The organism is Pseudomonas sp. 910_21, assembly GCF_052850735.1.
In genome coordinates, this window is record NZ_VXCY01000010.1 from 245,576 (window position 1) to 259,270 (window position 13,695).

General features: G+C 60.9%; 13 protein-coding genes. 7 read left to right on the forward strand and 6 right to left on the reverse strand.

Annotation, left to right across the window (positions count from 1 at the left end; genetic code table 11):
• Nucleotides 1-24: 24 nt before the first annotated feature.
• Complete coding sequence (mscL, locus tag FW796_RS27960; protein ID WP_253127875.1) at nucleotides 25-438, reverse strand: large-conductance mechanosensitive channel protein MscL; 414 nt, start codon at nucleotides 436-438, stop codon at nucleotides 25-27.
• Between the two features lie 287 nt (nucleotides 439-725).
• Between mscL and katB the strand changes: the two genes are divergently transcribed.
• The 4 genes from katB (at nucleotide 726) to FW796_RS27980 (ending at nucleotide 5,097) form a co-directional block, all read left to right on the forward strand.
• A complete protein-coding gene (gene katB / locus FW796_RS27965; RefSeq protein WP_446440424.1) occupies nucleotides 726-2,267 on the forward strand; it encodes a catalase KatB in 1,542 nt (513 codons plus the stop codon).
• A gap of 115 nt (nucleotides 2,268-2,382) precedes the next feature.
• Nucleotides 2,383-2,922: an ankyrin repeat domain-containing protein gene (locus FW796_RS27970; RefSeq protein ID WP_346635972.1), complete on the forward strand. Its 540-nt coding sequence runs from the start codon at nucleotides 2,383-2,385 to the stop codon at nucleotides 2,920-2,922.
• Nucleotides 2,923-2,967: 45 nt separating this feature from the next.
• Entirely contained in the window at nucleotides 2,968-4,335 is a 1,368-nt protein-coding gene (gene radA / locus FW796_RS27975; RefSeq protein WP_346635973.1) for a DNA repair protein RadA, read from the forward strand.
• 33 nt (nucleotides 4,336-4,368) lie between these two features.
• Entirely contained in the window at nucleotides 4,369-5,097 is a 729-nt protein-coding gene (locus FW796_RS27980) for a hypothetical protein (protein ID WP_404937706.1), read from the forward strand.
• Nucleotides 5,098-5,113: 16 nt separating this feature from the next.
• Here the strand turns inward: FW796_RS27980 and FW796_RS27985 are convergent, their stop codons facing one another.
• On the reverse strand, nucleotides 5,114-5,482 hold the full coding sequence (locus tag FW796_RS27985; protein ID WP_346635975.1) for a PilZ domain-containing protein: 369 nt from the start codon (nucleotides 5,480-5,482) through the stop codon (nucleotides 5,114-5,116).
• Between the two features lie 289 nt (nucleotides 5,483-5,771).
• Here FW796_RS27985 and FW796_RS27990 point away from each other — a divergent pair, with 289 nt between their 5' ends.
• The 3 genes from FW796_RS27990 to yjiA all read left to right on the forward strand — a co-directional run bounded on the left by FW796_RS27990 (nucleotide 5,772) and on the right by yjiA (nucleotide 9,138).
• Nucleotides 5,772-7,838 carry a carbon starvation CstA family protein gene (locus FW796_RS27990; RefSeq protein ID WP_446440425.1) on the forward strand — a complete coding sequence of 689 codons (2,067 nt, stop codon included), beginning with the start codon at nucleotides 5,772-5,774 and terminating at the stop codon, nucleotides 7,836-7,838.
• A gap of 16 nt (nucleotides 7,839-7,854) precedes the next feature.
• The gene (locus FW796_RS27995) at nucleotides 7,855-8,052 is read left to right on the forward strand and encodes a YbdD/YjiX family protein (protein ID WP_007937254.1); all 198 of its coding nucleotides are present in this window, start codon (nucleotides 7,855-7,857) and stop codon (nucleotides 8,050-8,052) included.
• Nucleotides 8,053-8,166: 114 nt separating this feature from the next.
• Complete coding sequence (yjiA, locus tag FW796_RS28000) at nucleotides 8,167-9,138, forward strand: GTPase (protein ID WP_346635977.1); 972 nt, start codon at nucleotides 8,167-8,169, stop codon at nucleotides 9,136-9,138.
• A gap of 23 nt (nucleotides 9,139-9,161) precedes the next feature.
• On the opposite strand, the gene FW796_RS28005 is transcribed toward yjiA, so the two are convergent.
• The 4 genes from FW796_RS28005 to glyA all read right to left on the reverse strand — a co-directional run bounded on the left by FW796_RS28005 (nucleotide 9,162) and on the right by glyA (nucleotide 13,590).
• A complete protein-coding gene (locus FW796_RS28005; RefSeq protein ID WP_446440426.1) occupies nucleotides 9,162-9,869 on the reverse strand; it encodes a GntR family transcriptional regulator in 708 nt (235 codons plus the stop codon).
• Between the two features lie 37 nt (nucleotides 9,870-9,906).
• A complete protein-coding gene (locus FW796_RS28010) occupies nucleotides 9,907-10,620 on the reverse strand; it encodes a FadR/GntR family transcriptional regulator (RefSeq protein WP_402893575.1) in 714 nt (237 codons plus the stop codon).
• 79 nt (nucleotides 10,621-10,699) lie between these two features.
• Complete coding sequence (locus tag FW796_RS28015; protein ID WP_092309874.1) at nucleotides 10,700-12,013, reverse strand: C4-dicarboxylate transporter DctA; 1,314 nt, start codon at nucleotides 12,011-12,013, stop codon at nucleotides 10,700-10,702.
• A gap of 323 nt (nucleotides 12,014-12,336) precedes the next feature.
• Nucleotides 12,337-13,590 (reverse strand): serine hydroxymethyltransferase, encoded by a 1,254-nt coding sequence (gene glyA, locus FW796_RS28020; protein ID WP_123724460.1) that lies wholly within the window; start codon nucleotides 13,588-13,590, stop codon nucleotides 12,337-12,339.
• Nucleotides 13,591-13,695 lie beyond the last annotated feature (105 nt).

A 13,695-nucleotide genomic window follows, 5' to 3' on the forward strand; every position in this document is an offset into this window, starting at 1 on the left:
GTCTTTGTGTTACTGAAGCCTTTTTCAGGGCTTGTTGTTCTGTGCCTTGAGCAGATCGCGGATCTCCCCCAGCAGCTCTTCTTCCTTGGTCGGTACCGGTGGCAGGGTAGGGGCCACGGCTTCTTCGCGTTTCAGGCGGTTGATCACCTTGACGCCCATGAAGATGGCGAAAGCGATGATGATGAAGTCGATGATGCTCTGGATGAACTTGCCATAGGCCAGAACCACCGCGGGTGTGTCCCCCGCAGCCGCTTTCAGGGTGACCGCCAGGTCCCCGAAGTTCACCCCTCCGACCAATACGCCGATGGGTGGCATGACCACGTCACCCACAAAGGAAGAGACGATCTTGCCGAACGCGGCGCCGATGATGATACCCACGGCCATATCGACCACATTACCTTTGACCGCGAAGGCCTTGAATTCACTTAGCACGCCCATAGGTTATTCCCTGTTGCAGATGAGGTTGGTTACGGCAGTGTAATTCAGCAAAAAGCATTTTGCCGAAACAACTTTTTACAGCTTGCGGGGTTATCGACCGATAAAGAGGCAAATAGTTTATTCAAAGTGCCATCAAATCGCGCGCGATATACCCCGCATCTGACGAGATAACCAGAACATTCTGTCAATCGACGGGTTATGGCCTTTCTATTTATCTTTCAAATGTTTAGTCACTAGCCTCTAGCAGGCGCACCGAGATGCGCCTTATATAACTAGAGGAATTCAACATGACCGCTTCTCTTGGCCTTGGGAGTTTTTCCCAGCGATGCGTACTGGGCGTGCTTGCCGCCAGTATGCTTTCCCTTTCCGTACAGGCTGCCACGCTGACCCGCGACAATGGCGCGGCAGTGGGCGATAACCAGAACTCACAAACGGCAGGCGCTACCGGACCGGTGTTGCTGCAAGACGTGCAACTGATCCAGAAGCTCCAGCGTTTTGACCGTGAGCGCATTCCAGAGCGCGTGGTACACGCCCGCGGCACCGGTGCCCACGGTACGTTCACTGTCACCGACAATCTCAGCGACCTGACCCGTGCCAAGGTGTTTGCCGCCGGCGAAGTGACCCCGGTATTCGTGCGCTTCTCGGCCGTGGTGCATGGCAACCACTCCCCGGAAACCTTGCGCGATCCCCGGGGTTTCGCCACCAAGTTCTATACCGCAGACGGAAACTGGGACCTGGTAGGCAACAACTTCCCAACCTTTTTCATTCGTGACGCCATCAAGTTCCCGGATATGGTGCACGCGTTCAAACCTGACCCGCGCACCAACCTTGACGATGATTCGCGGCGTTTCGACTTCTTCTCCCATGTTCCCGAAGCCACTCGTACTTTGACCGAGTTGTATTCCAACTCCGGTACTCCGGCCAGTTACCGGGAAATGGACGGTAACGGCGTACACGCCTACAAGTTGATCAACGCCAAGGGCGAAGTGCACTACGTGAAGTTCCACTGGAAGAGTCTGCAAGGCCTGAAGAATCTCGATCCGAAACAAGTGGTCGAGGTACAAGGGCGTGATTACAGCCATATGACCAACGACTTGGTAACCCACATTAATAAAGGGGACTTTCCCAAGTGGGACTTGTATGTCCAGGTATTGAAACCCGAAGACTTGGCCAAGTTTGATTTCGATCCCCTGGACGCCACCAAGATCTGGCCCGATGTACCCGAGCGCAAAGTGGGACAAATGGTGTTGAACCGTAATCCGGCCAACGTTTTCCAGGAGACCGAGCAGGTGGCCATGGCCCCGGCCAATCTGGTACCGGGGATCGAACCGTCGGAAGACCGCCTGCTGCAAGGCCGGGTGTTCTCCTACGCCGATACCCAGATGTACCGCATCGGCGCCAACGCCCTGCAACTGCCGATCAACGCACCGAAGAATCCGGTGAACAACGGCAACCAGGACGGCGCGATGAACCTGGGGCACAGCAGCACCGGGGTCAACTATCAGCCGAGCCGCTTGATGCCTCGTGAAGAACCACAGACTGCTCGTTACAGTCACATGGCACTCTCGGGCAGCACCCAGCAGGCGAAGATCCAGCGTGAGCAGAACTTCAAGCAGGCCGGTGATCTGTACCGCTCCTTCAGCAAGAAAGAGCGCCAGGACCTGATCGACAGCTTCGGCGGCTCCTTGGCCACCACCGATGACGAGAGCAAGCACATCATGCTGTCGTTCCTTTATAAGGCCGACCCTGAATACGGCACCGGCGTGACCAACGTGGCCAAGGGCGACCTGGCCCGGGTCAAGGTCCTGGCGGCCAAACTGAGCGACTGATGCTTCACGCCTTGTAGGAGCTGGCTTGCCAGCGAACGGAACACCACACAGTACGGGGTAGTCCTTCGCCGGCAAGCCGGCTCCTGCGCTTCTCAGGTAAAAAAGGAGGTGTGTCATGCGCCTGTTCATTTCGCTGCTGACCCTGGCCTGGACCCTGGCTGCCCATGCGCAGCCAACCGACCCGGTGGCGGTCAAGGTCCAGCTGGAAAACTACTATTTCGATGCCGCCCGCCGGGGCGATGTGGAGATGCTCAACACCTTTATCGAGGCCGGTTATTCCCTCGATACCCAGGATGAAAAGGGTTACACGGCACTGATTCTGGCCGCCTATCACGGCCAGTATCCGGCAGTGGAGCGCCTGCTGGCCGCCGGTGCCAACGCCTGTACCCAGGACAAACGCGGTAACACGGCGTTGATGGGGGCAATCTTCAAGGGCGAGGTGCAGATCGCCCGACGCCTGCTGGCGACCGATTGCAGCCCCGATCAGCGTAATGGCGCCGGGCAGACCGCGGCCATGTACGCCGGATTGTTCAAGCGGGTCGAGTTGTTGGACGCCTTGGCCGCCAAGGGCGCCGACCTGAATGCCGAAGACCCGCTGGGCAATAGCGCCACGCGTCTGGCCAGCGGGCAGATACGCACCACGGCGCCGCGCTGATCGGCTCCAGCTGAGCTATCATCGCGGTTTTTGCCGGGGGTTCAGATGGCCAAGGCCAAGCGCATGTACGGCTGCACCGAGTGCGGCTCCACCTTTCCCAAATGGGCCGGGCAATGCGGCGAGTGCGGGGCCTGGAACACTCTGACCGAGACCATGATCGAAAGCGGCGGCGCCGCGGCGCCTGCCGGGCGTACCGGCTGGGCCGGGCAGCAGGCGCAGATCAAGACCCTGGCGCAAGTCAGCGTCGAGGAAATCCCGCGTTTCTCTACCGCGTCCGGCGAACTCGACCGGGTGCTGGGCGGTGGCCTGGTGGACGGTTCGGTGGTGCTGATCGGCGGTGATCCGGGAATCGGCAAGTCGACCATCCTGCTGCAGACCCTGTGCAACATCGCCACGCGCATGCCGGCGCTGTACGTCACCGGTGAGGAATCCCAGCAGCAGGTGGCGATGCGCGCCCGGCGCCTGGGCCTGCCCCAGGATCAGTTGCGGGTGATGACCGAGACCTGCATTGAAACCATCATCGCCACCGCTCGGGTGGAAAAACCCAAGGTCATGGTGATCGACTCGATCCAGACCATCTTCACCGAACAGCTGCAATCGGCTCCGGGCGGTGTGTCCCAGGTGCGCGAGAGCGCTGCCTTGCTGGTGCGTTACGCCAAGCAGAGCGGCACGGCGATCTTCCTGGTGGGCCACGTGACCAAGGAAGGCGCCCTGGCCGGACCGCGGGTGCTGGAGCACATGGTGGACACCGTGCTGTATTTCGAGGGCGAGTCCGACGGTCGCCTGCGGTTGTTGCGGGCGGTGAAGAACCGTTTTGGTGCGGTCAACGAGCTGGGTGTGTTCGGCATGACCGACCGTGGTCTGAAGGAGGTGTCCAACCCTTCGGCGATTTTCCTCACTCGGGCTCAAGAAGAAGTGCCCGGCAGCGTGGTAATGGCGACCTGGGAGGGGACCCGGCCGATGCTGGTGGAAGTCCAGGCGCTGGTGGATGACAGCCACCTGGCCAATCCGCGTCGGGTCACCCTGGGTCTGGATCAGAACCGCCTGGCCATGCTGCTGGCAGTGCTGCACCGCCACGGCGGGATTCCGACCCATGACCAGGATGTGTTCCTCAACGTGGTGGGCGGGGTCAAGGTGCTGGAAACCGCCTCCGACCTGGCGTTGATGGCGGCGGTGATGTCGAGTTTGCGCAACCGTCCGCTGCCCCATGACTTGCTGGTGTTCGGTGAAGTGGGCCTGTCCGGTGAAGTGCGTCCGGTACCCAGCGGCCAGGAGCGCTTGAAAGAGGCAGCCAAGCACGGCTTCAAACGGGCCATCGTGCCCAAGGGCAATGCGCCGAAAGAGTCGCCGCCGGGCTTGAAGATCATTGCCGTGACCCGCCTGGAACAGGCGTTGGATGCGCTCTTCGAATAAACACAGCTGGGCTCTCATGGAAGGAAGCAGGTAATGGGCATGACAAGGTTGAATGGCTGGTTACTGGGCATCAGCCTGCTGTGTGGCAGCGGCTTTGCCGTGGCGCAGCAGAGCGAGATGCCCGAGGGCTATCGTGTGGCCCAGCAGGTACTGGTGGGAGATGGCTCGCTTTTGGAGGTGCTGGAGGATGTGCGCATCACGCCGCAACTGCACGCTGACAGTTGGGGCAATGGCTTGGACGCCGACAGCTTTGCCCAGTCCGAGGACGATCACCCGGCCGCTCCCTTGGGCGCTCAGGCGCGCCTGGTTTCCGACAGCGGCGAGGTGCTGGCGCAGAAGTCCCTGGGCTATCCCCTGGCCACGGTGGAAAAGGCGCCGCTCAACGGCCTGCCATCGCCGGCGTTTTTCCTCACCGTCGACCAGACCGCACCCATGGGCAGCTACAGCGGTCCGGCCACCGAAGTGCTGACGCCGGAGCAGAGTCAGCTGGACCCGGTGCTCTACCTGGGTGAAGGAGGGGAAAGACAGCCGCTGGTGTTTGCCCAGACTGGCAAGGCGGCGTGGCAGATCGTGCCGTCCCGTGAAGGGGGCACCGAAAGCATCCAGCAGGTGTCATCGGCGTCGTCGATGGAGAACGAAGAGTTCATCACCACTTATCGCACCTTCCGTTATGTCGACGGCCAATGGACAGTCGCCTCACGGCAGCAAGCGGGTTACTGGGACATGGAAAGCGATTTTCCCGAACCCGCGCTGTTTCCCTGAATACCGGTGTCACTGATCAAATATTGATCAGTGCGCCCAGTTCCCGCTCCAACTCCTCGGGGTCTCCCAGGTTCAGCTCGATCAACCTCCTGAGGTGTTCGATGGACTCCAGGCCGATGTGCAGGCAGACGAAGCCCAACTGACCGTGATGGTCGTGGGCCAGTTGCACATCCATACGCACGTCGGCATCGAGGCCGAGGTGAATATCGGCTTCGAAGGGGCGATTGGGATCTCCAATCCAGGGATCGGGGCGTTCGATCAACAGTCCCTTGAGGGACAGGTCCAGCAGCCGCACCGGCCAGCGGTGAGTGCCCTGGCTCAGTTCGGTCGTGGCATCGAAGGCGATGCGTTTGAAGCGTCGGCGTTCGGCGTGTTGCTCGCTCATGGGCTGGCCCTCTGCGTGGTGCACTGACTATAGACCCCGGTTTATCACTGTCGCTACCACAGCCATCGGACCTCAAAAAACACGGATTGCCACCTTGCTCGCAGCTTGCCGGACGAAAGGCGGGCGGATTCAGGGTTTTGTGTCGGCGGCCTTGAGCTGAAAAGTTTCGAGAAAAGTGCGGCTCATAAGTTAAAAGAAGGCTCTAGACCAACGTGGGGGGTGGTCTTTGAGAACAGTAGCGCTACACTCGAAACGCTGTCTTTCTGTCCACCCTGGCTGGGATAAAAAAATGAAAAATAATAATAGCCTGCTGCGCCATGTCCCTTGGCTGCTGCTGGCAATCGTAGGAGCGTGCGCCCTCGGCGTAGTTGCATTGCGTCGCGGCGAGGCGATCAACGCCTTGTGGATTGTGGTGGCCGCGGTGGCCATCTATCTGGTGGCGTACCGGTATTACAGTCTGTTCATTGCCAATAATGTGATGCAGCTGGACCCACGTCGGGCCACTCCCGCTGTACTTAACAATGATGGTCTGGACTATGTGCCGACCAACAAACACATTCTCTTCGGTCACCACTTCGCGGCCATTGCCGGCGCAGGCCCCTTGGTGGGCCCGGTTCTGGCGGCGCAGATGGGCTACCTGCCCGGCACCCTGTGGCTGATTGCCGGGGTGGTCCTGGCCGGTGCGGTACAGGACTTCATGGTGCTGTTCCTGTCCACCCGGCGTAACGGTCGTTCCCTGGGCGACATGGTCCGTGAGGAAATGGGGCGTATCCCTGGCACCATCGCGCTGTTCGGCTGCTTCCTGATCATGATCATCATCCTCGCGGTGCTGGCGCTGATTGTGGTCAAGGCCCTGGCCGAGAGCCCGTGGGGCATTTTCACGGTGATGGCGACCATCCCGATCGCGGTGTTCATGGGCGTGTACATGCGCTACATCCGCCCGGGCCGCATCGGCGAAATTTCGTTGATCGGCGTGGTGTTGCTGCTCGGCTCCATCTGGCTGGGGGGCCAGGTGGCCGCCGATCCGGTCTGGGGCAAGATGTTTACCTTCACCGGCATCCAGATCACCTGGATGCTGATCGGCTACGGTTTTGTCGCTGCGGTGCTGCCGGTGTGGCTGATCCTGGCGCCCCGTGACTACCTGTCGACCTTCCTCAAGATCGGTACCATCATCGCCCTGGCGATTGGCATCCTGATCACCATGCCCGAGCTGAAAATGCCGGCCCTGACCCAGTTCACCGATGGCACTGGCCCGGTATGGAAGGGCGGCCTGTTCCCGTTCCTGTTCATCACCATCGCTTGTGGTGCGGTGTCCGGCTTCCACGCGCTGATCTCCTCGGGGACCACGCCGAAGCTGCTGGATAACGAAGCCAACGCTCGCTACATCGGCTATGGCGGCATGCTCATGGAGTCCTTCGTGGCGATCATGGCCATGGTCGCGGCCTCGGTGATCGAGCCCGGCGTTTACTTCGCCATGAACAGCCCGGCGGCCATTGTTGGCGGTGATGTGGTGGCTGTGGCCCAAACCGTCAGTAGCTGGGGTTTTGTCATCAGCCCGGAACAACTCCAGGCGGTGGCCAAGGACATCGGTGAAAACACCATCCTGGCCCGTGCCGGCGGTGCGCCGACGCTGGCGGTGGGTATCGCACAGATCCTCCACCATGTACTGCCGGGTGAAAACACCATGGCGTTCTGGTACCACTTCGCGATCCTGTTCGAAGCCCTGTTCATTCTTACCGCTGTGGATGCCGGTACCCGTGCCGGTCGTTTCATGCTCCAGGATCTGCTGGGGTCTTTCGTTCCCGCGCTGAAACGCACTGAATCCTGGACCGCCAACCTGATCGCCACGGCCGGCTGTGTCGCCCTCTGGGGTTACCTGCTGTACCAGGGCGTGATCGATCCGCTGGGTGGCATCAACACCTTGTGGCCGCTGTTCGGCATCTCCAACCAGATGCTGGCCGGTATCGCCCTGATGCTGGGCACCGTGGTCCTGATCAAGATGAAGCGTCAGCGCTACATCTGGGTCACCCTGCTGCCGGCTGTCTGGCTGCTGATCTGCACCACTACCGCAGGCTTCATCAAGCTGTTCGACGCCAACCCGGCGATCGGCTTCCTGTCGCTGGCGAAGAAATACAGCGATGCGATGGCCAATGGTCAGATCCTCGCTCCGGCCAAGGACATCACGCAGATGCAGCACGTGATCTTCAACGCCTACACCAACGCGACCCTGACGGCATTGTTCCTGCTGGTGGTGTTCAGCATCCTGTTCTACGCGCTCAAGGTCGGTATTGCGGCTTGGGGCACCAAGGAACGTACGGATAAAGAATCGCCCTTCCAGGCTGTGCCAGACGCGTAACCCGAGGATTGCAACGATGTTCAATGACCTGAGTCGCCTCGGTAAATACCTCGGTCAGGCCGCGCGCCTGATGGTCGGCATGCCCGACTACGACAACTACGTCGAGCATATGCAAACCAAGCACCCGGACAAGCCGGTGATGTCGTACGAGGCGTTCTTCCGTGAACGCCAGGAAGCCCGGTACGGCGGCAAGGGCGGTCCGAAGTGCTGTTGAAGTACAGCGTGTAAGTCACACCCATGTAGGAGCCGGCTTGCCGGCGATAGCGATTCTTCGGACGCCATCGCCGACCAGCCGGCTTCTACGTTTTCATGCGTGGGAGATCCTGTTTTGCAAAATCCTATTCCCGTCACCGTGCTCAGCGGTTTCCTCGGTGCCGGCAAGACCACCTTGTTGCGGCACCTGCTCAAGGCCGAGCATGGTTTGAAGATCGCCGTGATCGAGAATGAGTTCAGTGATGCCGGTATCGACACCCAACTGCTGGGGGACGAGCCGGTCCAGGTCATGACCCTGTCCAATGGCTGTGTCTGCTGCACCATCCACACCGACCTGACCAAGGCCCTGTACTTGCTGCTGGAACGCCTGGACAGTGGCGAGATCGCCTTTGATCGACTGGTGATCGAGTGCACCGGATTGGCCGATCCGGCGCCGGTGGCGCAGACCTTTTTCATTGATGAAGAGTTGCGCGAGCGCTACATCCTCGACGGCATCATCACCCTGGTGGATGCCAGGCACGCCGAGTTCCACCTGACCCAGACCATCGCCCAGGCGCAGATCGGCTTTGCCGACCGGCTGCTGGTGAGCAAGCGCGACCTGGTGGATGAACAGACCTTCGACGCCCTCAGCCAGCGCCTGACGCGGATCAACCGCCGGGCGCCGATTCGTCTGGTGGAGCACGGCCAGATCGATCTGGCGGAGCTGCTGGATGTACGGGGCTTCAACTTGAATGCTGATCTGGGCGGCGGCATCAGTCTGCGACCGGTGAGCCAGGCACCCTCGGTGGACCGGATTTCCAGTCTGGTACTGCGCACCGAGCAGGCCCTGGATCTGGATCGCCTCAGCGAGTTCATGAATGAGCTGCTGGAGGATCATGGCAAGCAATTGCTGCGTTACAAGGGCGTGCTGAATGTGATCGACGAGCCACGGCGCATGGTGTTCCAGGGCGTGCTCAAGCTTTATGGCTTTGACTGGGATACCCAATGGGCTGAGGGCGAGGCGCGGGAGAGTGTGATGGTGTTCATTGCCGACGATCTGCCGGAAGAGAAGATCCGGCAGGGCTTCGAGAAAATGCTGGGGGGCTGAGGTTTTCGCCGGCAAGCCGGCTCCTACAGGTCGGCGGGTGCTGTGCCTAGCAGGCGTTGTTGCAGATGATCCAGGTGTCGGTTCATCAGGGCTTCGGCCTTTTCGACGTCGGCCGCCTGTAGCGCGTCGATGATCGTCGCGTGCTCTTGCCAGGCGCAGCAGTGGCGGGCGCGGCCTTCAAACTGAGCGATGGCCAGGGAGGTCAGCGGCACCAGACTGCCGAGAAACTGCGCCAGTGGTGCATTGCCGGCCACTTCAGCCAGTTGCAGGTGGAACTCCCCGGACAGGCGAATGGCCGGGCCTCGTTGGTCGCGCTCGATGGCCTCTCGTTCCCGGGCGATCAGTTGCCGCAGGGACTGCAACTGGCGCCGGGGTTGCTGGCAGGCCAGGCGCACCAGGGTGATTTCCGTCAGGCGCCGGGCGTGCAGGATCTGCCGGGTCTGCTCCAGGTCAGGAGCCGCGACCTGGGGGCGGTAATTGGGCCGCAGGATCACCACTTGCTGGTGGGACAACCGCGCCAGGACCTGGCGGATGATGCTGCGGCTGACGCCGAAGGCCTGCCCGAGGCTGTCTTCGGTGAAGCGGCTGCCGGGGGCGATGCGCTGTTCGAGAATAGCGTCGAAGATCTGCGGATAGACATCATCGACCAGCAGTTTTTTTTCGCCGCACTGACGCCGAGGCAGGCTGGCCACCAGGGTGAAGGGGTTGTTTTTCAGGGCGTAGCTGACCATGGCCTGTCTCCAGTCCAGTTGCTGACTCGGGGGTTGATTACAGGGCGTTGGAGCCCAGGTGATCGTCCGGAATATTCAGTTCGATGCCCATGCGCTGGCCCTCCTGGAGGATGTGCCGACGCATCTCGGCGCTGGCCAGGGCGCTGTTCTTGTTACGGATCGCCCGCACTACCGCTTCATTCTCTTCCAGGCGCTCGGCCAGGTGCTCCGGCGAATTGCGCAGGATCTGCGCACTTTGCTTGAGGGCATTGCTGGTCTGTTGCACCACGTTCTGGAAGATCGGGTTGCTGGTCAGGGTGAACAGTTCCTCGTGGAAAGCGATGTAGGCATTGACCCCGGCTTCGCTGTCATTGGCCTCCAGGGCTTCGCGCATGTCCATCAGGGTCAGGCGCAGTTGGCCGACTTCCTTGCTGCTGATGGATTGCGCCACCAGCCCGACGATGAAGGGTTCCAGGGTGTAGCGCAGTTGCAGCACGTCCTCGAGGCTGGCGCCGGCCACACTGCTCTCGGCACCCTGGGCTTCGCCCAGGGGGGCGTCCAGCACCACCACGCCCTTGCCGGGCATGGAGCGCACCAGGCCCAGGGTCTCCAGGACGATCACTGCTTCACGCAGGCTGGGGCGGCTGATGCCCAGTTGCTCGGCCAATTCACGTTGCCCGGGCAGCATGTCGCCGGAGCGCCACTGGCCTCGGGCAAGGGCGGCCCGGAGCTTTTCTACCACTGAATTCACAACCGTTGACGAGCTGATCACTGTTGACTCCATGAGCTATCGGTAGCGCGCTGTTGCCGCGCTGATTGTTGTGCCTGCCGTCGGCAGGCACAAGGTCGGATCAAAATTCCTGCTGGTGGGCACCGGCCACCGGTTTTCGTGCCTGGAAGGTATAGCCCTGTTGACCACTGAGCACTTTGTTGGCCCGTTGCACGTCGATGTCCTTTTCCCAGCGGGCGATGGCCACGGTGGCCACGCAGTTGCCGATCAGGTTAGTCAGGGCGCGGCCGATGCCCATGAACCAGTCCACTGCCAGCACCAGCACCAGGCCCACCACCGGAATCGCCGGGATCGCGGTCAGCGTCGCTGCCAGAATCACCAGGGCCGAACCGGGAATACCGTGGGCGCCCTTGGAAGTGATCAGCGACACCAGGAGGATGGTCAAAAGGTCCGACATGGACAACGGCGTGCCGGTGGCATTGGCGATAAAGACGATGGCCAGGGTCAGGTAGATGGAGAAACCGTCCAGGTTGAAGGAGTAGCCGGTGGGAATCACCAGACCCACGGTGGAGCTGCCGATGCCCAGATGCTCCAGCTTGCGCATGATCTGCGGCAGGACAGCGTCGGAGGAGGCGGTGCCGAGGACGATCAGCAACTCTTCCCGCAGGTATTTGAGGAAGGGCAGCATGCGCAGGCCCGACAGCCGCATGACCAGGCCGAGGATCACCGCGACGAAGGCGAAGCAGGTCAGGTAAAACAGGCCCACCAGGCTGCCCAGGTGCTGTAGCGAATCCAGGCCGTATTTGCTGGTGGTGAAGGCGATGGCACCGAACACGCCGATGGGCGCCAGGCGCACGATCATGCCCATGATGCGGAAGATCACATGGCTCAGTTCATTGATCAGCCGGGAGATGCCGGAGGCGGCTTCGCCCACCAGGTTCAGGGCACTGCCGAACAGTACTGAGAACAGCAGCACCTGGAGGATATTGTTCTCGGCAAAGGCACCGATCACCGAGGTGGGGATCAGGTCCATGAGGAACTGGGTGGTGGTGTGCATGTGCTGGCCGCGCTGGGCGATATCGCCCATGTCGGCGGTGGACAGCTGCTCCAGGTGGATATTGGCGCCGCTGCCGATGCCGGTGCTGAAGGCCATGACCAGGCCGATCACCAGGGCGATGGTGGTGAGTATTTCGAAGTAGATCACTGATTTGAGGCCGATGCGGCCGACCTTCTTCAGGTCGCCGGCGCCGGATATGCCGCTAACCACCACGCAGAACACGATCAGGCCGATGAGCATCTTGATCAGCTTGATGAAGCCGTCGCCCAGTGGTTTGAGTTGTGAGGAGTATTCGGGGAGGGTGAGTCCGCAGACGATGCCGAGCATCAGTCCGAGCACAACCTGGAGGAAAATCGAACGCGAGCACCATCTGAGCATGGGGAGGAATCCTGGTCGGTGTCCTGTCTGCCGTGCGCCGGGAGCGCAGCGGATGGAGGACTTAATTATTGTGGTCTTACCGGTATGTCCAGTGCAGGCGCAGTCTACGCTCGGCTTTCAGAGGTTTACAAGAGGGGTGGCGCAAATTGGCATGACCGGTCTGACCAGTGGTTTTGCTCTATGGATCATGCGTTGCGAACGCTGCTGGTCGCCGCTTGTGGCACGGCCTGCAAGAGGCGCTTGGGTAGGCTCGCTGGTATTTCACCGGCATAAAAAAGCCCGGCACTGAGGCCGGGCTTCCTGTACTGCAGTCTGCGGGCTGATTAAGCGCCGTATACCGGCAGCTTCTTGCAGATGGCCTTGACCTTCTCACGTACGGCGTCGATCACCGCTTCGTTGGAAAGGTCCGCCAGGATGTCGCAGATCCAGCCGGCCAGTTCCTTGCACTCGGCTTCCTTGAAGCCGCGGGTGGTCACAGCCGGAGTACCGAAGCGCAGGCCGGAGGTGACGAACGGAGAGCGTGGATCGTTTGGCACGGAGTTCTTGTTCACGGTGATGAACGCTTTGCCCAGAGCGGCGTCGGCGTCTTTACCGGAGATGTCCTGCTTGATCAGCGACAGCAGGAACAGGTGGTTCTTGGTACCGCCGGAAACCACGTCGAAACCGCGTGCGATGAACACTTCGGCCATGGCCTGGGCGTTCTTCACCACTTGTTCCTGGTAGGCCTTGAACTCAGGCTGCAGCGCTTCCTTGAAGCAGATCGCTTTAGCGGCGATCACGTGCTCCAGCGGGCCACCTTGGGCGCCCGGGAATACCGCGGAGTTCAGCTTCTTCTCGATGTCGGCGTTGGCGCGAGCCAGGATCAGGCCGCCACGTGGACCGCGCAGGGTCTTGTGGGTCGTGGTGGTGACCACGTCGGCGAATGGCACTGGGTTCGGGTAGACGCCAGCGGCGACCAGACCGGCCACGTGGGCCATGTCGACGAACAGGTAGGCACCGACCTTGTCGGCGATTTCGCGGAAGCGCGGGAAGTCGAGGATCTGCGAGTAGGCGGAGAAACCGGCCACGATCATTTTTGGCTTGTGCTCAACGGCCAGGCGCTCGACTTCGTCGTAGTCGATCAGGCCGTTGGCGTCGATGCCGTACTGAACAGCGTTGTACAGCTTGCCGGAGGAGGATACCGCGGCACCGTGGGTCAGGTGACCACCGTGGGCCAGGCTCATGCCCAGGATAGTGTCGCCGCCTTGCAGCAGGGCCAGGTAGACCGCAGCGTTGGCTTGGGAGCCGGCGTGTGGCTGGACGTTGGCGTAGTCGGCGCCGAACAGCTCCTTGGCTCTGTCAATTGCAAGCTGTTCAACCACGTCGACGTACTCGCAGCCGCCGTAGTAGCGCTTGCCTGGGTAACCTTCGGCGTATTTGTTGGTCAATACCGAGCCTTGAGCTTCCATCACCGCTGGGCTGGTGTAGTTTTCCGAAGCGATCAGCTCAATGTGCTCTTCCTGGCGCTGAGCTTCTTGCTCCATGGCGGCAAAGAGATCGGCGTCGTACTTGGCAATAGTCAAATCACGGCTGAACATGGCGGTCCTCAAGGATCGGGGGCAGAAAAGGGAGGCATTCTAACCCAATGGGTTTTAGATGGCATATGAAAGGACATCATGTCGCAGACAAGTGGCCTTCACGTC